Annotated in this window: 17 protein-coding genes; 16 read left to right on the top strand and 1 reads right to left on the bottom strand. The window is 61.7% G+C overall.

Going from position 1 to position 20,293, the window contains the following annotated elements; all coding sequences use genetic code 11:
• Positions 1-42 precede the first annotated feature (42 nt).
• The 4 genes from rplL to AAFN55_RS11175 all read left to right on the top strand — a co-directional run bounded on the left by rplL (position 43) and on the right by AAFN55_RS11175 (position 10,541).
• Positions 43-420: a 50S ribosomal protein L7/L12 gene (rplL, locus tag AAFN55_RS11160; protein ID WP_347798905.1), complete on the top strand. Its 378-nt coding sequence runs from the start codon at positions 43-45 to the stop codon at positions 418-420.
• A gap of 206 nt (positions 421-626) precedes the next feature.
• On the top strand, positions 627-4,793 hold the full coding sequence (gene rpoB / locus AAFN55_RS11165) for a DNA-directed RNA polymerase subunit beta (RefSeq protein ID WP_347798906.1): 4,167 nt from the start codon (positions 627-629) through the stop codon (positions 4,791-4,793).
• 160 nt (positions 4,794-4,953) lie between these two features.
• Positions 4,954-9,153 carry a DNA-directed RNA polymerase subunit beta' gene (rpoC, locus tag AAFN55_RS11170; RefSeq protein WP_347798907.1) on the top strand — a complete coding sequence of 1,400 codons (4,200 nt, stop codon included), beginning with the start codon at positions 4,954-4,956 and terminating at the stop codon, positions 9,151-9,153.
• Between the two features lie 296 nt (positions 9,154-9,449).
• Complete coding sequence (locus tag AAFN55_RS11175) at positions 9,450-10,541, top strand: helix-turn-helix transcriptional regulator (RefSeq protein ID WP_347798908.1); 1,092 nt, start codon at positions 9,450-9,452, stop codon at positions 10,539-10,541.
• Positions 10,542-10,922: 381 nt separating this feature from the next.
• On the opposite strand, the gene AAFN55_RS11180 is transcribed toward AAFN55_RS11175, so the two are convergent.
• Positions 10,923-11,204 carry a transcriptional regulator gene (locus AAFN55_RS11180; RefSeq protein WP_347798909.1) on the bottom strand — a complete coding sequence of 94 codons (282 nt, stop codon included), beginning with the start codon at positions 11,202-11,204 and terminating at the stop codon, positions 10,923-10,925.
• Between the two features lie 470 nt (positions 11,205-11,674).
• Here AAFN55_RS11180 and rpsL point away from each other — a divergent pair, with 470 nt between their 5' ends.
• The 12 genes from rpsL to rpsC all read left to right on the top strand — a co-directional run bounded on the left by rpsL (position 11,675) and on the right by rpsC (position 20,292).
• Positions 11,675-12,046, top strand: coding sequence for a 30S ribosomal protein S12 (gene rpsL, locus AAFN55_RS11185; protein ID WP_106573712.1), 372 nt, complete (start codon positions 11,675-11,677; stop codon positions 12,044-12,046).
• 60 nt (positions 12,047-12,106) lie between these two features.
• Positions 12,107-12,577 carry a 30S ribosomal protein S7 gene (gene rpsG / locus AAFN55_RS11190; protein ID WP_347798910.1) on the top strand — a complete coding sequence of 157 codons (471 nt, stop codon included), beginning with the start codon at positions 12,107-12,109 and terminating at the stop codon, positions 12,575-12,577.
• Between the two features lie 27 nt (positions 12,578-12,604).
• On the top strand, positions 12,605-14,695 hold the full coding sequence (gene fusA / locus AAFN55_RS11195) for an elongation factor G (protein WP_347798911.1): 2,091 nt from the start codon (positions 12,605-12,607) through the stop codon (positions 14,693-14,695).
• A 63-nt stretch (positions 14,696-14,758) separates the two neighbouring features.
• The gene (tuf, locus tag AAFN55_RS11200) at positions 14,759-15,934 is read left to right on the top strand and encodes an elongation factor Tu (RefSeq protein WP_347798899.1); all 1,176 of its coding nucleotides are present in this window, start codon (positions 14,759-14,761) and stop codon (positions 15,932-15,934) included.
• Between the two features lie 69 nt (positions 15,935-16,003).
• Positions 16,004-16,312 carry a 30S ribosomal protein S10 gene (gene rpsJ / locus AAFN55_RS11205; RefSeq protein ID WP_007066362.1) on the top strand — a complete coding sequence of 103 codons (309 nt, stop codon included), beginning with the start codon at positions 16,004-16,006 and terminating at the stop codon, positions 16,310-16,312.
• Between the two features lie 103 nt (positions 16,313-16,415).
• Positions 16,416-17,147: a 50S ribosomal protein L3 gene (gene rplC, locus AAFN55_RS11210; protein ID WP_347798912.1), complete on the top strand. Its 732-nt coding sequence runs from the start codon at positions 16,416-16,418 to the stop codon at positions 17,145-17,147.
• Entirely contained in the window at positions 17,147-17,767 is a 621-nt protein-coding gene (gene rplD / locus AAFN55_RS11215) for a 50S ribosomal protein L4 (protein WP_347798913.1), read from the top strand. The genes rplC and rplD overlap by 1 nt, the downstream gene beginning before the upstream one ends.
• Positions 17,764-18,057, top strand: coding sequence for a 50S ribosomal protein L23 (locus AAFN55_RS11220; protein ID WP_347798914.1), 294 nt, complete (start codon positions 17,764-17,766; stop codon positions 18,055-18,057). The genes rplD and AAFN55_RS11220 overlap by 4 nt, the downstream gene beginning before the upstream one ends.
• An 11-nt stretch (positions 18,058-18,068) precedes the next feature.
• Positions 18,069-18,902, top strand: coding sequence for a 50S ribosomal protein L2 (gene rplB / locus AAFN55_RS11225; protein ID WP_347798915.1), 834 nt, complete (start codon positions 18,069-18,071; stop codon positions 18,900-18,902).
• A gap of 16 nt (positions 18,903-18,918) precedes the next feature.
• Positions 18,919-19,197: a 30S ribosomal protein S19 gene (rpsS, locus tag AAFN55_RS11230; protein WP_347798916.1), complete on the top strand. Its 279-nt coding sequence runs from the start codon at positions 18,919-18,921 to the stop codon at positions 19,195-19,197.
• 1 nt (position 19,198) lies between these two features.
• The gene (gene rplV, locus AAFN55_RS11235; RefSeq protein ID WP_347798917.1) at positions 19,199-19,588 is read left to right on the top strand and encodes a 50S ribosomal protein L22; all 390 of its coding nucleotides are present in this window, start codon (positions 19,199-19,201) and stop codon (positions 19,586-19,588) included.
• Positions 19,588-20,292 (top strand): 30S ribosomal protein S3, encoded by a 705-nt coding sequence (gene rpsC / locus AAFN55_RS11240; protein WP_347798918.1) that lies wholly within the window; start codon positions 19,588-19,590, stop codon positions 20,290-20,292. Before rplV ends, rpsC begins: the two co-directional genes overlap by 1 nt.
• Position 20,293: the final 1 nt, after the last annotated feature.

A 20,293-nucleotide genomic window follows, 5' to 3' on the forward strand; every position in this document is an offset into this window, starting at 1 on the left:
ACAATCATCAACACGTGTTCGTACTTTTGAAGGAATTGAAAAATGGCTGATCTTGCAAAGATCGTGGAAGACCTGTCGGCCCTGACCGTTCTCGAGGCCGCTGAACTCTCGAAGCTTCTCGAAGAGAAGTGGGGCGTTTCGGCTGCTGCTCCTGTGGCTGTTGCTGCCGCTGGCGGCGCTGGCGCTCCGGCTGAAGCTGCAGAAGAGAAGACCGAGTTCGACGTCGTTCTGACCGACGCCGGCGCTCAGAAGATCAATGTCATCAAGGAAGTCCGCGCCATCACCGGCCTGGGCCTCAAGGAAGCCAAGGATCTCGTCGAAGGCGCTCCGAAGCCGGTCAAGGAAGGCGTGTCCAAGGACGAAGCCGAGAAGATCAAGACCCAGCTCGAAGGCGCAGGCGCCAAGGTCGAGCTCAAGTAGTCTTGCAAACTGATTTCGGCGGACGGGTTTTCCGTCCGCCGGTCTCGCATGGGAATGCTCAGATGCGGGACGAAGATGACAAACCTCTTTCCTGTGGGCCGGCGGCGGCCTTCAGGAAACGGGTTTTTACCCGTTTTTGAAGGATTGCGTGCGTTTCGCGCGCAGTGAATTTGGCAAGAATGCCAAAAAGGCAGCAAGGAGCGACGATGGCCCAGACCCACACGTTCAATGGTCGCAGGCGCGTACGCAAGTTCTTCGGAAAGATTCCGGAAGTTGCGGAGATGCCGAACCTCATCGAGGTTCAGAAGGCATCCTATGATCAGTTTCTCATGGTCGACGAGCCGGAGGGCGGCCGTGGCGATGAGGGATTGCAGTCGGTTTTCAAATCGGTGTTCCCGATTTCCGACTTTTCGGGCGCTTCGATGCTCGAATTCGTCAAGTACGAGTTCGAAGCTCCGAAGTTCGACGTCGACGAGTGCCGGCAGCGCGACCTGACCTTCGCAGCGCCCCTCAAGGTGACGTTGCGCCTGATCGTGTTCGATATCGACGAGGATACCGGCGCGAAGTCCATCAAGGACATCAAGGAGCAGGACGTCTACATGGGCGACATGCCGCTCATGACGATGAACGGCACCTTCATCATCAACGGCACCGAGCGCGTCATCGTCTCCCAGATGCACCGTTCGCCGGGCGTCTTCTTCGACCATGACAAGGGCAAGTCGCACTCGTCGGGCAAGCTTCTGTTCGCCGCGCGCGTCATCCCGTATCGTGGTTCGTGGCTCGACATCGAGTTCGATTCCAAGGACGTCGTGCACGCCCGTATCGACCGCCGCCGCAAGCTGCCCGCCACGAGCCTTCTGATGGCGCTTGGCATGGACAGCGAGGAAATCCTGTCCACATTCTACGACACGCTGGTTTACGTGCGTGCCGGCGACCATTGGCGCATTCCGTACTCGGCCGAGCGCTTTCGCGGCCTGAAGGCCGTCAACGACCTCGTTGACGCCGACACCGGCGAAGTCGTGGTCGAGGCCGGCCGCAAGATCACCGCGCGTCAGGCCAAGCAGCTTGCCGAGAAGGGCCTCAAGGCCATCAAGGCGACCGAGGACGATCTGATCGGCTCCTATCTCGCCGAGGACATCGTCAACCCCGAGACGGGCGAAATCTATCTCGAGGCCGGCGACGAGCTCGAAGTGACCGTCGATGCGAAGACGGGCGAGCGCAAGGGCAACCTTGTCGACCTGATCAAGCTTGGTCACCAGGAGATCAGCGTTCTCGACATCGACCATGTCAATGTCGGCGCCTACATCCGCAACACGCTGGCGGTCGACAAGAACGAGAGCCGCCAGGACGCCCTGTTCGACATCTACCGCGTGATGCGTCCGGGCGAGCCGCCCACGATCGACACCGCGGAAGCGATGTTCAACTCGCTGTTCTTCGACAGCGAGCGCTATGACCTGTCGGCGGTCGGCCGCGTGAAGATGAATATGCGTCTCGAACTCGACGCCGAGGACACCGTGCGCGTGCTGCGCAAGGAAGACATCCTCGCCGTCGTCAAGACGCTGGTCGAACTGCGCGACGGCAAGGGCGAGATCGACGACATCGACAATCTCGGCAACCGCCGCGTGCGTTCGGTCGGCGAACTCATGGAGAACCAGTACCGCGTCGGTCTGCTTCGCATGGAGCGCGCGATCAAGGAGCGCATGTCGTCGATCGAGATCGACACCGTCATGCCGCAGGACCTGATCAACGCAAAGCCGGCGGCAGCGGCCGTGCGCGAGTTCTTCGGTTCCTCGCAGCTCTCGCAGTTCATGGATCAGACCAACCCGCTTTCGGAAATCACCCACAAGCGTCGTCTTTCGGCGCTTGGCCCCGGTGGTCTGACCCGCGAGCGCGCCGGCTTTGAAGTCCGCGACGTTCATCCGACGCACTATGGCCGCATCTGCCCCATCGAGACGCCTGAAGGCCCGAATATCGGCCTGATCAACTCGCTGGCGACCTTTGCCCGCGTCAACAAGTATGGCTTCATCGAGACCCCGTACCGCAAGATCGTGGACGGCAAGGTCACGATGGACGTCGTCTACCTGTCGGCGATGGAAGAGGCCAAGCACTATGTCGCGCAGGCGAACGCCGAGCTCGACAAGGCTGGTTCGTTCACCGACGAGTTCGTGATTTGCCGCCATGCCGGCGAAGTCATGATGGCTCCGCGCGAAAACGTCGATCTCATGGACGTCTCGCCCAAGCAGCTCGTTTCGGTTGCCGCGGCGCTGATCCCGTTCCTGGAAAACGACGACGCCAACCGCGCTCTGATGGGCTCGAACATGCAGCGTCAGGCCGTTCCGCTGGTGCGTGCCGAGGCTCCGTTCGTCGGCACCGGCATGGAGCCGATCGTCGCCCGTGACTCCGGCGCCGCCATCGGCGCACGTCGCGGCGGCATCGTCGACCAGGTCGACGCGACGCGTATCGTTATCCGTGCGACGGAAGACATCGCTGCCGGCAAGTCCGGCGTCGACATCTACCGCCTCATGAAGTTCCAGCGTTCGAACCAGAACACCTGCATCAACCAGCGTCCGCTGGTTCGTATGGGGGACCGGGTCAACAAGGGCGACATCATCGCGGACGGTCCCTCGACCGATCTCGGCGATCTGGCCCTCGGCCGCAACGTGCTCGTCGCGTTCATGCCGTGGAACGGCTACAACTACGAGGATTCGATCCTTCTCTCCGAGAAGATCGTGTCGGATGACGTCTTCACCTCGATCCACATCGAGGAGTTCGAGGTCATGGCGCGTGACACGAAGCTCGGGCCTGAGGAAATCACCCGCGACATTCCGAACGTGTCGGAAGAAGCGCTGAAGAACCTCGACGAGGCCGGAATCGTCTACATCGGCGCGGAGGTCCAGCCAGGCGACATTCTCGTCGGCAAGATCACGCCGAAGGGCGAAAGCCCGATGACGCCTGAGGAGAAGCTCCTCCGCGCGATCTTCGGCGAAAAGGCGTCGGATGTCCGTGACACCTCCATGCGGATGCCGCCCGGGACCTACGGCACGATCGTCGAAGTGCGCGTCTTCAATCGCCATGGCGTTGAGAAGGACGAGCGCGCGATGGCTATCGAGCGTGAGGAGATCGAGCGTCTCGCAAAGGACCGCGACGACGAGCAGGCGATCCTCGATCGCAACGTCTATTCGCGTCTCGCCGACATGCTCGTCGGCAAGGATGCGATCGCAGGACCGAAGGGCTACAAGAAGGGAAGCGCGCTCACCCGTGAGGCGCTGACCGACTACCCGCGTTCGCAGTGGTGGCAGTTCGCCGTCGAGGACGAGGCGGTTCAGAGCGAGCTCGAAGCCCTGCGTGGCCAGTACGACGAATCCAAGAAGGCGCTCGAGCAGCGCTTCATGGACAAGGTCGAGAAGGTACAGCGCGGCGATGAGATGCCCCCCGGCGTCATGAAGATGGTCAAGGTCTTCGTTGCCGTGAAGCGCAAGATGCAGCCCGGCGACAAGATGGCCGGCCGTCACGGAAACAAGGGCGTCGTGTCGCGGATCGTTCCGGTCGAGGACATGCCGTTCCTCGAGGACGGCACCCATGCCGATATCGTGCTCAATCCGTTGGGCGTGCCGTCGCGCATGAATGTCGGCCAGATCCTTGAGACGCATCTTGGCTGGGCTTGCTCGGGTATGGGTCGCAAGATCGGCGAACTGATCGAGGCCTACAAGTCGAGCGGAGACATCAAGCCGCTGCGTGCGACGATCGAGGGGATCATCCCCGAGAACGACCGCAACGAGCCGGTTCGCAATTACGACGACGAGTCGGTCGTTCGCCTCGGCGAGCAGATGAGGCGCGGCGTCTCTATTGCGACCCCGGTGTTCGACGGTGCGCATGAGGCCGACATCAACGACATGCTGGAGATGGCGGGCCTTCATTCGAGCGGACAGTCGACATTGTACGACGGCCGCACAGGCGAGGCGTTCGACCGGCAGGTGACGATGGGCTACATCTACATGCTCAAGCTTCACCATCTTGTCGACGACAAGATCCACGCCCGTTCGATCGGACCGTACTCGCTCGTTACCCAGCAGCCGCTGGGCGGCAAGGCACAGTTCGGCGGCCAGCGCTTCGGCGAAATGGAGGTCTGGGCACTCGAGGCATACGGCGCGGCATACACGCTGCAGGAGATGCTGACGGTGAAGTCGGACGACGTGGCCGGACGTACCAAGGTCTACGAGGCGATCGTCCGCGGCGACGACACGTTCGAGGCGGGCATTCCCGAGAGCTTCAACGTTCTCGTCAAGGAAATGCGCTCGCTGGGCCTCAACGTCGAGCTGGAGAACTCCATCATCGACGAGACGCCGGTGCGTCTGCCGGACGCAGCCGAGTAACGGCGCAAAAGGCGCCGCGGGGCAGGGCTCCGCGGCGCGACCGCTCGTCATGGAGCGGCAGGATCGGAAACGGTCCGCAGGCCAATGAAGGTGACGAAGCGCTCCGCGCCGTCGCCGATGACACATTCAAGGGGCTTTTTGCCCCGACAAGGAGAACGGCATGAACCAAGAGGTCATGAATCTCTTCAACCCGCAGGCGCCGGCGCAGACGTTCGACTCGATTCGCATCTCGCTCGCCAGCCCGGACAAGATTCAGTCCTGGTCCTTCGGTGAGATCAAGAAGCCGGAGACGATCAACTACCGCACGTTCAAGCCGGAACGCGACGGTCTTTTCTGCGCGCGCATTTTCGGGCCGATCAAGGACTACGAGTGCTTGTGCGGCAAGTACAAGCGCATGAAGTACAAGGGCGTCATCTGCGAGAAGTGCGGCGTGGAAGTCACGCTGTCGCGCGTTCGCCGCGAGCGCATGGGCCATATCGAACTGGCGGCTCCCGTCGCGCATATCTGGTTCCTGAAGTCGCTGCCTTCGCGCATCGGCACGCTTCTCGACATGACGCTCAAGGATATCGAGCGCGTTCTCTATTTCGAGAACTACATCGTGACCGAGCCGGGCCTCACCGCGCTGAAGGAGCATCAGCTCCTGTCGGAAGAGGAGTACATGATCGCCGTTGACGAATACGGCGAAGATAGCTTCACGGCCATGATCGGCGCCGAGGCAATCCACGAGCTTCTCGCAGGCATGGACCTGGAGAAGATCGCGGGCGACCTGCGTTCCGAGCTTGCCTCGACCACGTCGGAGCTGAAGCAGAAGAAGCTGCTCAAGCGCCTGAAGGTCGTCGAGAACTTCATGGAATCCGGCAACCGCCCGGAGTGGATGATCATGAAGATCATTCCGGTCATTCCGCCGGACCTGCGTCCGCTGGTGCCGCTCGACGGCGGACGCTTCGCGACGTCGGACCTGAACGACCTCTACCGCCGCGTTATCAACCGTAACAACCGCCTCAAGCGGCTGATCGAGTTGCGCGCGCCCGGCATCATCATCCGCAACGAGAAGCGCATGCTTCAGGAGGCCGTCGACGCACTGTTCGACAACGGCCGCCGTGGCCGCGTCATCACGGGTGCCAACAAGCGTCCGCTGAAGTCGCTGTCCGACATGCTCAAGGGCAAGCAGGGCCGGTTCCGCCAGAACCTGCTCGGCAAGCGCGTCGACTATTCCGGCCGTTCGGTTATCGTGACCGGTCCGGAGCTCAAGCTGCACCAGTGCGGCCTGCCCAAGAAGATGGCGCTCGAGCTCTTCAAGCCGTTCATCTACGCCCGTCTCGACGCGAAGGGATATTCCTCGACCGTCAAGCAGGCGAAGAAGCTCGTCGAGAAGGAGAAGCCGGAAGTCTGGGATATCCTCGACGAGGTCATCCGCGAGCATCCGGTTCTGCTCAACCGCGCGCCGACGCTTCACCGCCTCGGCATCCAGGCGTTCGAGCCGATCCTGATCGAGGGCAAGGCGATCCAGCTTCATCCGCTGGTCTGCACGGCCTTCAACGCCGACTTCGACGGTGACCAGATGGCGGTCCACGTGCCGCTGTCGCTGGAAGCACAGCTCGAAGCCCGCGTGCTGATGATGTCGACCAACAACATCCTGCACCCGGCTTCCGGCGCGCCGATCATCGTTCCGTCGCAGGACATGGTTCTGGGTCTCTACTATCTCTCGATCGTCAATCAGAACGAGCCGGGAGAGGGCATGGCGTTCGCCGACATGGGCGAACTGCATCACGCGCTCGAGACCAAGGCCGTCACGCTTCACACGAAGATCAAGGGCCGCTTCAAGACCATGGATGCCGATGGCAACCTGGTCGCGAAGATCTACGACACGACGCCCGGCCGCATGATCATCGGTGAGCTTCTGCCGAAGAACGTCAACGTGCCGTTCGAGACAGCAAACCAGGAGATGACCAAGAAGAACATCTCCAAGATGATCGACACCGTCTACCGCCACTGCGGTCAGAAAGAGACAGTCATCTTCTGCGATCGCATCATGGCGCTCGGCTTCAGCCACGCCTGCCGCGCCGGCATTTCGTTCGGCAAGGACGACATGCTGATCCCGGACACGAAGATCAAGCTGGTTGCCGATACCGAGGCGCTCGCCAAGGAATACGAGCAGCAGTACAATGACGGCCTGATCACGCAGGGCGAGAAGTACAACAAGGTCGTCGACGCCTGGGCGAAGTGCTCGGAAAAGGTCGCCGATGAAATGATGGGCCGCATCAAGGCGGTCGAGTTCGATGACGCGACTGGTCGCCAGAAGCCGATGAACTCGATCTACATGATGTCGCATTCGGGTGCGCGTGGTTCGCCCACCCAGATGCGTCAGCTTGCCGGCATGCGCGGCCTGATGGCCAAGCCGTCCGGCGAGATCATCGAAACGCCGATCATCTCGAACTTCAAGGAAGGCCTGACCGTTCTCGAGTACTTCAACTCGACCCACGGTGCCCGCAAGGGTCTGGCCGACACCGCCTTGAAGACGGCGAACTCGGGCTACCTGACGCGTCGTCTCGTCGACGTGGCGCAGGATTGCATCGTCAACGCGACCGACTGCGGCACCGACAAGGGCCTTACCATGCAGCCGATCGTCGATGCCGGTCAGGTCGTGGCTTCCCTCGGCCAGCGCGTTCTGGGCCGCACGGCTCTCGACGACATCAACCATCCGGTCTCGGGCGATCTGATCGTCAAGGCAGGCACGCTCATCGACGAGCGTGACGTCGATGCCATCGAGAAGGCGAGCATCCAGTCGATCCGTATCCGCTCCGCACTCACCTGCGAAGTCCGTACAGGCGTCTGCGCGGTCTGCTACGGCCGTGACCTTGCACGCGGAACACCGGTCAACCAGGGCGAGGCTGTCGGCGTTATCGCCGCACAGTCGATCGGCGAGCCGGGCACGCAGCTTACCATGCGTACCTTCCACATGGGCGGCACGGCGCAGGTCGTCGACTCGTCCTTCCTGGAAGCCTCGTATGAGGGTGACGTCGCCATCCGCAACCGCAACGTGGTTCGCAACTCCGACGGCCACCTCGTGGTCATGGGCCGCAACATGGCGGTTCTGATCCTCGATGAGGCCGGCAAGGAGAGGGCGGTTCACCGCGTCACCTATGGTTCGCGCATCTTCGTGGACGATGGCGACAAGGTGAAGCGCGGCCAGCGTATCGCCGAGTGGGACCCCTATACCCGTCCGATCCTCACCGAGGTCGGCGGCAAGGTGGCCTTCGAGGATCTGGTCGACGGCATCTCCGTGCAGGAAACCGCCGACGAGTCGACCGGCATCACCAAGCGTGAAGTCATCGACTGGCGCTCGACGCCACGCGGTTCCGACCTCAAGCCGGCTATCACCGTGTCCGACGACAAGGGCAAGGTGCTGAAGCTGTCGAAGGGTGGCGATGCACGCTTCCTGCTCTCGGTCGAGGCCATTCTTTCGGTCGAGCCGGGTGCGACGGTTCAGCCGGGCGACGTCGTTGCCCGTGTTCCGATGGAAAGCGCCAAGACGAAGGACATCACAGGCGGTCTGCCGCGCGTGGCGGAACTCTTCGAGGCACGTCGTCCCAAGGATCACGCGATCATCGCCGAGATCGACGGCACGGTGCGGTTCGGACGCGACTACAAGAACAAGCGTCGCATCATCATCGAGCCGCATGACGAGCAGTTGGAGCCGGTCGAGTATCTCATCCCGAAGGGCAAGCCGTTCCATCTTCAGGAAGGCGACAGCATCGAGAAGGGCGACTACATCCTCGACGGCAACCCGGCACCGCACGACATTCTGGCGATCAAGGGCGTGGAGGCGCTTGCGTCCTACCTCGTCAACGAGATCCAGGAAGTCTATCGTCTGCAGGGCGTTCTGATCAACGACAAGCACATCGAGGTGATCGTTCGCCAGATGCTGCAGAAGGTCGAGATCACCGTACAGGGCGACTCGACCTACATTCCGGGCGACCACGTCGACGTGATCGAACTGGATGAGATCAACGAGCGTCTTGTCGAGGAAGGCAAGAAGCCGGCCGAAGGCGACCCGGTTCTCCTGGGTATCACCAAGGCTTCGCTGCAGACCCCGTCCTTCATCTCGGCCGCCTCCTTCCAGGAGACGACCCGCGTGCTGACCGAAGCGGCTGTTGCCGGCAAGACCGACACGCTGCAGGGCCTGAAGGAAAACGTCATCGTCGGCCGCCTCATCCCGGCCGGTACGGGCGGAACGATGAGCCAGATCCGTCGTATCGCGACGTCGCGCGACGACCTCATCCTCGACGAGCGCCGCAAGGCCTCGGGCGCGGAAGTGGCCGAGCCGATGCTGGCCGATATGACCGGAGCCGCCGAATAGGCTTTCGGCTCATCCATCACAGTTGCAAAAAGGCCGCCGGTTTCGACCGGCGGCCTTTTTCGTGGCGCGGGGCACATCGGTCGATCAGGTGGCGCCGGCACGTGGGCGGCATGCCGGACCTAGATCGCCAGCGGTGGAGTATCCACCATTTGATGAGCGGCGCGGCGCATTATGTCCTGGCAACTGTCTGGCGACACTCCATAAGCATCTGCTAGTGTAGCTGTGATGGGTGGGAGTATAGTGGTATTTTCGACGATGATTTTGTGCGGCGCACATCGTCTGTCGTCTCAGAGGTATTGAGAGACGCGGCGTGGGGACGCTCGAACTGGGGTGAAGCGTGCCTGGCGCTGGCGGAAGCCTTGCCGGGGTCGGCTTCGTCTATCGCCAATTACGATTTTCCACGCGTTGCCATGAATGCCAGCTACCAGGGCGGCATTGAGCAGGACCGTCTCGTATCCTACCTGGATTACTATTTCAGCATCAATCCGTGGGCTGATCACTGGTTGACGGCGCCATCCGAAGCCGTGTCGATCTCGGAGCGAGACTGCCCGTCCTCGGCGTTCAGGAACACCGAATTCTTCAACGACTGGCTGGCGCCCCAGGGCAACATGGAGGCCGCTGTCGGCGCGCGCATCGACGTCGACGCGCACAACATCATTCATTTTGCCTGGCACTATCCGCTGGACTATGCCCCGCGCTACGATGAGCCGGCAGCCGCGATCGCTCGACGGCTGGTGCCGGCTCTCAACATGGCGGTTGCAAACGAGACGCTTCTGCGCGGCAGGATCGATGCCGGTCTGCGCCTCGGCCGGCTTATGGAGCAGATCGACGGCGCGGCCATGCTGGTTGATCGCCATCGCAAGCTACGCGAGGCCAATACCAAGGCCGCCGCCGGCTTGAGTGCCGGCACGGTCTTCTCTGCCGCATCGAACGTCCTGCAACTTCGGGATACTGCCGCCCAACGATGGCTCGATGAATCGGTCGTAAGGCTGGCGGCGGGGCTGCCGCTCAGGGCGAGTTCAATGATGTTCGCGATCGGCGAGCAGGTCTACAGTCTGGCGGTGGCCCTTGCACCGGAGATGCCGGAGCCGGGTGCCATTCTCTTGGTGCGGCCGCAGCAACTCGTACTCGTCGTGTTGAAGCTCCTGGTCGGCGCGGAGATGCGTATCGACGAAGCAAGCCTGCGCTTTGCATTCGGCTTGTCGGCGTCCGAAATCCGCCTCTGCGAACTTCTCGTCAACGGTCACTCGCTCAGCGATGCCGCCCGACTGCTGAAATTGTCGGATGGAACGATCCGCCAGCGGGTTAAGATCATCTTCCACAAGACGCACACACACCGCCAGGGCGAGCTGATCGCGGTTCTGGGACGGTTTTCACGCAGCGTCTGACCCGCCGTTAGAGCATCGGACCGAAAAGTGGAGGCCGGTTTTCGGGCGGCGGCGATGCTCAAACCAAGAGAGAGATCGCCACATGTGCGTCCGTCAGGATGCACCGCGATCTATGCCTAACGGCACTGTGTTTGCCGACATCCCATTTGGGAGTAGGTGACTTCGCGCCATGGCGGTATATGAGAGGTGGGGTGGGGCGATCGCGATTCTGTCGCGGTCCCATGCTCCAAGGGTGTGGTTCGAAATTTTCGGGATCGCATACCAATTTACCGCCTGGTTGGTGGCCCCTAGCCAGGCGGTTCTTTACCCGAGCATAGGAACGCTGCCGAGCCCGTCGCGTCGTTTCGCCGGCGGTGATGCAGGCCTGCGGCATCCGGGGCCTTAAAACGTCTCGTTGAAGGTCACGATCGAGACCTCGCCCTCGAGTGCGCCTTGCCACGCTGAAAGATGCGGCTCGTCCTCGGGCGATCCCTCCATGTCGCCGATTTGATCCAGCTCGACTTCGGCATATCCTTCGCGTGCGAGCGCTTCGAGCGTCAGGCGGACGGCAGAATCATCGTCGGGTGCTACGAGCATCACGTGAACGCCCTGCGACTCGCCACCCTTTTTGCGCCAGACTCGCCCGACGATCACTGTCACGGGCCTTTGATCATTGTCGTTCATAGGCTGATTCCCTTGATGGATAGCTGGACTGTGATTCCTTTATGCGGCTATTCGCACGGTGACCTGTGTGATGAACAGGATTTATGGCCTCAGGAAGTGCCGTATTCGGGTGGCGAAACGAAATTTTCGTAATCCAATCCTGTCGAGTGGCCAAACAGGCCCCGGATCGGTGGTTTTCGGGGCAGGCGGGGTTGACGATGCACCGTGTTGGGGGTAGAAGCCGCCTCGTCTGAGCCGATGTGAGGCTTTCTTTTCCGGAGCGACACGCTCTGGAGTTGGCCTCAAACAGGGTTCGTTTTACGAGTGAATGCACATCTCCGGCTTGCACGAAGCGTTCGACGCTTCCTCTGCGTTTGTTCGGGCAGGACCGCCTCAAGCGGTTTTTTGCCCGAATTGCTGTATGGGTACGTCACTCAGAACGGCTCTGTGAAGGGCTTGAGACACGAGATTTTAGATAGAAGGAAGGTTTGATGCCTACCGTCAACCAGCTGATCCGCAAGCCACGCATAGCGCCGGTGAAGCGTAATAAGGTCCCGGCGATGCAGCAGAACCCGCAGAAGCGGGGCGTCTGCACGCGCGTCTACACGACCACTCCGAAGAAGCCGAACTCGGCTCTCCGCAAGGTCGCAAAGATCCGTCTTGTCAATGGCTTCGAGGTCATCGGCTACATTCCTGGTGAAGGCCATAACCTTCAGGAGCACTCCGTGGTGATGATCCGCGGCGGCCGCGTGAAGGATCTTCCGGGTGTGCGATACCACATCATCCGTGGCGTGCTCGATACGCAGGGTGTGAAGAACCGCAAGCAGCGCCGTTCGAAGTACGGCGCCAAGCGTCCGAAGTAAGGTTTACCCGGCGCCGGTGCGTTCTGCGCATTGGGCCGACGATCGTGAGAGACGAAGAATATGTCCCGACGCCACAGTGCAGAGAAGCGCGAGATCAATCCGGACCCGAAGTTCGGTGACCTCGTCGTGACCAAGTTCATGAATGCCATCATGATGCATGGCAAGAAGTCGATCGCCGAAACGATCGTCTATAGTGCTCTTGATCAGGTTGAGGCCAAGTCCAAGCAGGAGCCGGTCACTGTCTTCCATCAGGCGCTCGACAATGTCGCGCCGCATGTGGAAGTCCGCTCGCGTCGCGTCGGTGGTGCTACCTACCAGGTTCCGGTCGATGTTCGCCCCGAGCGTCGTCAGGCTCTGGCGATCCGTTGGCTGATCACCGCGGCGCGCAAGCGCAACGAGACCACCATGGTCGATCGCCTCTCCGGCGAACTCATGGATGCGGCCAACAATCGCGGCACTGCCGTCAAGAAGCGTGAAGACACGCACAAGATGGCCGAAGCCAACCGCGCCTTCGCGCACTATCGCTGGTAATCCGGCGAGCAGGATAGAGGCACCACCATGGCCCGCGAATACAAAATCGAAGACTACCGCAATTTCGGCATCATGGCGCACATCGATGCCGGCAAGACGACGACGACCGAGCGTATCCTTTACTACACCGGCAAGTCGCACAAGATCGGCGAAGTCCATGACGGCGCGGCCACCATGGACTGGATGGAGCAGGAGCAGGAGCGTGGCATCACGATCACCTCTGCTGCGACGACCACCTTCTGGGAAGGCCGTGACGGCAAGAAGCGCCGCTTCAACATCATCGACACCCCTGGCCACGTCGACTTCACGATTGAGGTCGAGCGTTCGCTGCGCGTGCTCGACGGTGCGATCGCGCTGCTCGACTCCAATGCAGGCGTAGAGCCGCAGACCGAGACCGTCTGGCGTCAGGCCGAGAAGTATCATGTCCCGCGCATGATCTTCTGCAACAAGATGGACAAGACGGGCGCGGATTTCTACCGCTGCCTGGAGATGATCGGATCGCGTCTGGGCGCTGTTGGCGTTGCCATCCAGTTGCCGATCGGTGCCGAGAACGAGTTCAAGGGCGTTGTCGATCTCATCGAGATGAACGCTCTCGTCTGGCGCGACGAGGCGCTCGGCGCACAGTGGGACGTTGTCGAGATTCCGGCCGATCTTAAGGACAAGGCCGACGAATATCGCGAGAAGATGATCGAGGCCGCGGTCGAGATGGACGAGGCTGCTCTCGAGGCTTATCTCGAGGGTAACCTGCCTTCCAACGAAGAACTGCGCCGCCTGATCCGCAAGGGCACGATCGACGTCAAGTTCCATCCGGTTCTTTGCGGCACGGCATTCAAGAACAAGGGCGTTCAGCCACTGTTGAATGCTGTCATCGATTTCCTGCCGTCGCCGGTCGACGTTCCGTCGATCAAGGGCATCGATCCCAAGACCGAGGCCGAGATCACGCGTACCTCGTCGGATGAACAGCCGCTTTCGATGTTGGCTTTCAAGATCATGAACGATCCGTTCGTCGGCTCGCTTACCTTCGCTCGCATCTATTCCGGCAAGGTGACCAAGGGCGTTTCGCTCGAAAACACCGTGAAGGGCAAGAAAGAGCGCATCGGCCGTATGCTGCAGATGCACTCCAACTCGCGTGAAGATATCGAAGAGGCGTTCGCTGGCGACATTGTCGCGCTGGCCGGCCTGAAGGATACCACGACGGGCGACACGCTGTGCGATCCGCTGAATCCTGTCATTCTGGAGCGCATGGAATTCCCCGAGCCGGTCATCCAGATCGCGATCGAGCCGAAGACCAAGGGCGACCAGGAAAAGATGGGCCTCGCGCTCAACCGTCTCGCCGCGGAGGATCCGTCCTTCCGCGTCAAGACCGACGAAGAGTCCGGTCAGACCATCATCGCCGGCATGGGCGAGCTTCACCTCGACATTCTCGTCGACCGCATGCGTCGCGAGTTCAAGGTCGAAGCCAATGTCGGCGCGCCGCAGGTGGCGTATCGTGAAACGATCACGCGCGTTGCCGAAATCGATTACACGCACAAGAAGCAGACCGGTGGTACGGGCCAGTTCGCCCGCGTAAAGCTCATTTTCGAGCCGAACCCCGAGAGCGAAGAGTTCGTGTTCGAGTCCAAGATCGTCGGCGGTGCGGTTCCGAAAGAGTACATTCCGGGCGTCCAGAAGGGCATCCAGAGCGTTCTGTCGTCCGGCCCGCTGGCAGGCTTCCCGATGCTCGGCGTCAAGGCGACGCTGATCGACGGTGCCTTCCACGATGTCGACTCGTCGGTTCTGGCCTTTGAAATCGCCTCCCGCGCGGCCTTCCGTGAAGGTGCGCAGAAGGCTGGCGCCCAGCTCCTCGAGCCGATCATGAAGGTCGAGGTCGTGACGCCGGAAGACTACGTTGGTGGCGTGATCGGCGATTTGAACGGCCGTCGCGGCCAGATCCAGGGCCAGGAAACCCGCGGCATCGCCACGGTGATCAATGCCATGGTGCCGCTCGCCAACATGTTCAAATACGTCGATACGCTGCGTTCGATGTCGCAGGGCCGCGCCCAGTACACGATGCAGTTCGATCACTACGAGCCGGTTCCGAGCGCAGTCGCCCAGGAAATCCAGAAGAAGTACGCGTAACCGATATCGGACGCGAAGCGGAAATAGCAGCCCGAACGGGCGCAGAAGGAATGGAGAACTCACATGGCCAAGGGTAAATTTGAGCGTAACAAGCCGCATGTGAACATTGGCACGATTGGTCACGTTGACCATGGCAAGACGTCTCTGACGGCGGCGATCACGAAGTTCTTCGGCGAGTTCAAGGCGTATGACCAGATCGACGCTGCTCCCGAGGAGAAGGCGCGTGGCATCACGATCTCGACGGCTCACGTTGAGTACGAGACGGAAGCCCGCCACTATGCCCACGTCGACTGCCCCGGCCACGCCGACTATGTGAAGAACATGATCACGGGTGCCGCGCAGATGGACGGCGCGATCCTGGTGGTTTCGGCAGCCGACGGCCCGATGCCGCAGACCCGCGAGCACATTCTGCTGGCCCGTCAGGTCGGCGTTCCGTCGATCGTGGTGTTCCTGAACAAGGTCGACCTGGTTGACGACGCCGAGCTTCTCGAGCTGGTCGAGCTCGAGGTTCGCGAGCTTCTGTCGATGTACGAGTTCCCGGGCGACGACATTCCGATCGTTGCCGGCTCGGCGGTGTGCGCGCTTGAAGACAAGCAGAAGGAAATCGGCGAGGACGCGGTCCGCAAGCTGATGGCCGAAGTCGACAGGTACATCCCGACGCCTGAGCGTCCGGTCGACCAGCCCTTCCTGATGCCGATCGAGGACGTGTTCTCGATCTCGGGCCGCGGCACGGTGGTGACGGGTCGCGTCGAGCGCGGCATCGTGAAGGTCGGCGAGACGGTCGAGATCGTCGGCATCCGTGCGACGTCGTCGACGACTGTCACGGGCGTGGAAATGTTCCGCAAGCTGCTCGATCAGGGCCAGGCCGGCGACAACATCGGCGCGCTTCTGCGCGGCATCGATCGTGAAGGCGTGGAGCGCGGCCAGATTCTGTGCAAGCCGGGTTCGGTGAAGCCGCACACGAAGTTCAAGGCCGAAGTGTACATCCTGACGAAGGAAGAGGGTGGCCGTCACACGCCGTTCTTCACCAACTATCGTCCGCAGTTCTACTTCCGCACGACGGACGTGACGGGCATCGTGACGCTGCCGGAAGGCACGGAGATGGTCATGCCCGGCGACAACCTCGCGGTTGACGTGGCGCTGATCGTGCCGATCGCGATGGAAGAGAAGCTGCGCTTCGCTATCCGCGAAGGCGGCCGTACCGTCGGGTCCGGCATCGTCGCTTCGATCACGGAATAAGAAGATCAACAGGGTCTGTCGCGGGCGCATCATTGCCCGCGTCCGCGGAAGACTTGAAGGAATTGACGCATGAACGGACAAAACATCCGCATCCGCCTGAAGGCGTTTGACCATCGGGTGCTTGATGCGTCGACGCGAGAGATCGTGTCGACCGCCAAACGCACCGGTGCCAACGTTCGGGGCCCGATCCCGCTGCCGACGCGCATCGAGAAATTTACGGTCAACCGCTCGCCGCACATCGACAAGAAGTCGCGCGAGCAGTTCGAGATGCGCACCCACAAGCGCCTTCTCGACATCGTCGATCCCACCCCGCAGACCGTCGATGCTTTGATGAAGCTCGACCTTGCGGCCGGTGTCGACGTCGAGATCAAGCTCTAGGGCTGAAACATGAGCCTGCCGGGCAGTGCCCGAATGGCTCCTCTGAAGGAACAAGAGGCGGAAGGGGCATGCCCCGACCGGGAACTCTGAAGGAACAGAACCGATGCGTTCAGGTGTTATCGCACAGAAAATCGGGATGACGCGCGTCTACAACGACGCTGGCGAGCATGTGCCTGTCACAGTCCTCCGCATGGAGAACTGCCAGGTCGTTGCTCAGCGTACCCAGGAAAAGAATGGCTATACGGCGGTCCAGTTGGGCGTCGGTCTTGCCAAGGTCAAGAACACGTCGAAGGCGCTGCGCGGACATTTCGCGACCGCTTCCGTCGAGCCGAAGGCGAAGGTCGCGGAGTTCCGCGTATCGCCGGAGAACCTGATCGATGTCGGTCTGGAGATCACGGTCGAGCATTTCGTCGCCGGCCAGAAGGTCGACGTGACGGGCACCTCGATCGGTAAGGGTTTCCAGGGTGTCATGAAGCGCCACAATTTCGGTGGCGGTCGCGCATCCCACGGTAACTCGGTGTCGCACCGTGCACACGGTTCGACCGGCCAGCGCCAGGACCCCGGCAAGGTGTTCAAGGGCAAGAAGATGGCCGGCCACATGGGCTCGACCCGCATCACTACGCAGAACGTCGAAGTCGTTTCGACCGATGCCGATCGTGGCCTGATCCTGATCCGCGGTGCGGTTCCGGGTTCCAAGGGCGCCTGGATCATGGTTCGCGACGCGATCAAGGTTCCGCTTCCGGACAACGCTCCGAAGCCGGCAGCCGTTCGCGCCGCCAAGAAGGAAGAAGCTCCGGCGGCCTCGTCCGCTCCGGCGACTGAGGGAGCGGAATAATGGACATCAAGATCACCACGCTTGCCGGCGAAGATGCCGGCAAGGTGAAGCTCTCCGACGAGATCTTCGGCCTGGACCCGCGCGAGGACATTCTGCAGCGCGTCGTTCGCTGGCAGCTCGCCAAGAAGCAGCAGGGCACGCACAAGGCCAAGGGCCGCGCGGAAATCGCGCGCACCGGCGCCAAGATGTACAAGCAGAAGGGTACGGGCCGCGCTCGTCACCACTCCGCACGCGCTCCGCAGTTCCGCGGCGGCGGCAAGGCACACGGCCCGGTCGTCCGCAGCCATGAGCATGACCTTCCCAAGAAGGTCCGTGCACTGGGCCTGCGTCACGCGCTCTCGGCGAAGGCCAAGGGTTCGAACCTGATCATCGTCGACGACCTCATGCTGTCCGAGGCCAAGACGAAGGCTCTGGTGACGAATTTCGCCAAGCTGGGTCTGACCAACGCACTGATGATCGGCGGCTCCGAGCTTGACCAGAACTTCAAGCGCGCTGCGATGAACATTCCGAACATCGACGTGCTGCCTATCCAGGGCATCAACGTTTACGACATCCTGCGCCGCGGCACGCTCGTGCTGTCGAAGTCCGCAGTAGAGGCTCTGGAGGAGCGGTTCAAATGACTGATCTTCGCCACTATGACGTGATCGTCTCCCCGGCGATCACTGAGAAGTCGACCATGGCTTCCGAATTCAACCAGGTGGTCTTCAACGTTGCCCGCAAGGCGACCAAGCCGGAGATCAAGGCTGCTGTCGAAGCGCTGTTCGGCGTGAAGGTGATGGCCGTCAACACGCTCCTGCGTAAGGGCAAGGTGAAGCGGTTCCGCGGCACCGTTGGCCGGCAGAGCGACGTGAAGAAGGCGGTTGTGACGCTGGCCGAAGGCCAGTCGATCGACGTCGCGACCGGTCTCTAAAGGACGGAACGATGGCACTTAAGAAATATAACCCGATTACGCCGAGCACGCGCCAGCTCGTGATCGTCGACCGTTCGGGGCTCTACAAGGGCAAGCCTGTCAAGGGTTTGACCGAGGGCCTGACGAAGTCCGGCGGACGCAACAACGCGGGCCGCATCACGAGCCGTTTCATCGGTGGTGGTCACAAGCGCACCTACCGCCTGATCGACTTCAAGCGCCGCAAGTTCGGCGTGTCGGCGACGGTCGAGCGCATCGAGTACGACCCGAACCGCACCGCGTTCATCGCGCTCATCAAATATGATGACGGTGAGCTGAGCTACATCCTGGCGCCGCAGCGTCTCGCAGCAGGCGACAAGGTCATCGCTGCCGAGAGCGCCGACGTGAAGCCGGGCAACGCGATGCCGCTGTCGGCCATGCCGGTCGGCACGATCATCCACAATGTCGAGCTGAAGCCGGGCAAGGGTGGTCAGGTTGCACGTTCGGCAGGTGCCTACGCACAGCTCGTCGGCCGCGACCAGGGCATGGCGATCCTTCGCCTGAACTCGGGCGAGCAGCGCATCGTGCACGGCTCGTGCATTGCAACCGTCGGCGCCGTGTCCAATGCGGACCACGGCAACATCAACGACGGCAAGGCTGGTCGTACGCGCTGGCGCGGCAAGCGCCCGCACAATCGCGGCGTCACCATGAACCCGGTCGACCATCCGCACGGCGGTGGTGAAGGCCGGACCTCGGGTGGTCGTCACCCGGTTTCCCCATGGGGCAAGCCGACCAAGGGTAAGAGAACGCGGTCCAACAAGTCGACCGACAAGTTCATCATGCGCTCGCGCCACCAGCGCAAGAGCTAAGGAAAGGTAGTCTGACGTGACCCGTTCAGTTTGGAAAGGCCCGTTCGTCGACGGCTTCCTGCTCAAGAAGGCAGAAAAGGTTCGTGATGGCGGCCGCAACGAAGTGATCAAGATGTGGAGCCGTCGCTCCACCATCCTGCCGCAGTTCGTCGGTCTCACCTTTGGGGTGTACAACGGCCAGAAGCACGTCCCGGTCTCCGTGAACGAGGAGATGGTGGGCCACAAGTTCGGTGAATTCGCTCCGACCCGTACCTATTACGGCCACGGCGCGGACAAGAAGGCAAAGAGGAAGTAACATGGGCAAGGCCAAAGCTCCGCGCAGGCTCGCCGATAACGAGGCGCGTGCCGTACTGCGCACGATCCGTGTCAGCCCCCAGAAGCTGAACCTCGTTGCTGCGCTGATCCGCGGCAAGAAGGTCGCGACTGCGCTCGCCGATCTCGAATTCTCCCGCAAGCGTATCGCGGGCACCGTCCGCAAGACGCTTGAGTCCGCGATCGCCAACGCTGAAAACAACCACGATCTCGATGTCGACGCCCTGGTCGTCGCGGAGGCCTGGGTTGGCAAGTCGATCGTGATGAAGCGCTTCCACGCTCGTGGCCGCGGTCGTGCGAGCCGGATCGAGAAGCCGTTTTCGCACCTGACGATCGTCGTGCGCGAAGTTGAAGAGAAAGTGGAGGCCGCCTGATGGGCCAGAAAATCAATCCGATCGGTTTTCGTCTCGGCATCAACCGCACGTGGGATTCGCGCTGGTACGCGAACACCGGCGAGTACGGCAAGCTGCTGCACGAGGACATCAAGATCCGCGAATACCTCGAGAAGGAGCTGAAGCAGGCCGCCGTCTCGAAGATCGTGATCGAGCGTCCTCACAAGAAGTGCCGCGTGACGATCCATGCCGCACGTCCTGGCCTGATCATCGGCAAGAAGGGCGCGGACATCGAGAAGCTTCGCAAGAAGCTGACCGAGATGACGAAGTCGGAAACGCACCTGAACATCGTCGAAGTCCGCAAGCCGGAGATCGATGCCAAGCTGGTCGCGCAGTCGATCGCGCAGCAGTTGGAGCGCCGCGTTGCGTTCCGCCGCGCCATGAAGCGCGCCGTTCAGTCGGCGATGCGTCTGGGCGCCGAGGGCATCCGCATCAACTGCGCGGGCCGTCTCGGCGGCGCCGAGATCGCGCGCATGGAATGGTACCGCGAAGGTCGCGTTCCGCTGCACACGCTGCGTGCGGACGTCGATTACGGCACGGCTGAAGCGCACACCGCCTACGGCATCTGCGGCGTCAAGGTCTGGGTATTCAAGGGCGAAATCCTCGAGCATGACCCGATGGCTTCGGAGCGTCGTGCGACAGAGGGTGACTCCCATGGCGGCCCGCGCCGTCGTGAGAACGCCTGAG

The organism is Mesorhizobium sp. CAU 1732, from assembly GCF_039888675.1.
Classification (GTDB): domain Bacteria; phylum Pseudomonadota; class Alphaproteobacteria; order Rhizobiales; family Rhizobiaceae; genus Aerobium.

Coding starts and splice junctions, on each gene's coding strand:
- rpsL (WP_106573712.1), top strand. CDS start 11,675: ATGCCTACCGTCAACCAGCTGATCCGCAAGCCACGCATAGCGCCGGTG.
- fusA (WP_347798911.1), top strand. CDS start 12,605: ATGGCCCGCGAATACAAAATCGAAGACTACCGCAATTTCGGCATCATG.
- tuf (WP_347798899.1), top strand. CDS start 14,759: ATGGCCAAGGGTAAATTTGAGCGTAACAAGCCGCATGTGAACATTGGC.
- rplD (WP_347798913.1), top strand. CDS start 17,147: ATGGACATCAAGATCACCACGCTTGCCGGCGAAGATGCCGGCAAGGTG.
- AAFN55_RS11180 (WP_347798909.1), bottom strand. CDS start 11,204: ATGAACGACAATGATCAAAGGCCCGTGACAGTGATCGTCGGGCGAGTC.
- rpsG (WP_347798910.1), top strand. CDS start 12,107: ATGTCCCGACGCCACAGTGCAGAGAAGCGCGAGATCAATCCGGACCCG.
- rplC (WP_347798912.1), top strand. CDS start 16,416: ATGCGTTCAGGTGTTATCGCACAGAAAATCGGGATGACGCGCGTCTAC.
- rplB (WP_347798915.1), top strand. CDS start 18,069: ATGGCACTTAAGAAATATAACCCGATTACGCCGAGCACGCGCCAGCTC.
- rplV (WP_347798917.1), top strand. CDS start 19,199: ATGGGCAAGGCCAAAGCTCCGCGCAGGCTCGCCGATAACGAGGCGCGT.
- rpoB (WP_347798906.1), top strand. CDS start 627: ATGGCCCAGACCCACACGTTCAATGGTCGCAGGCGCGTACGCAAGTTC.
- rpsC (WP_347798918.1), top strand. CDS start 19,588: ATGGGCCAGAAAATCAATCCGATCGGTTTTCGTCTCGGCATCAACCGC.
- rpoC (WP_347798907.1), top strand. CDS start 4,954: ATGAACCAAGAGGTCATGAATCTCTTCAACCCGCAGGCGCCGGCGCAG.
- AAFN55_RS11220 (WP_347798914.1), top strand. CDS start 17,764: ATGACTGATCTTCGCCACTATGACGTGATCGTCTCCCCGGCGATCACT.
- rplL (WP_347798905.1), top strand. CDS start 43: ATGGCTGATCTTGCAAAGATCGTGGAAGACCTGTCGGCCCTGACCGTT.
- rpsJ (WP_007066362.1), top strand. CDS start 16,004: ATGAACGGACAAAACATCCGCATCCGCCTGAAGGCGTTTGACCATCGG.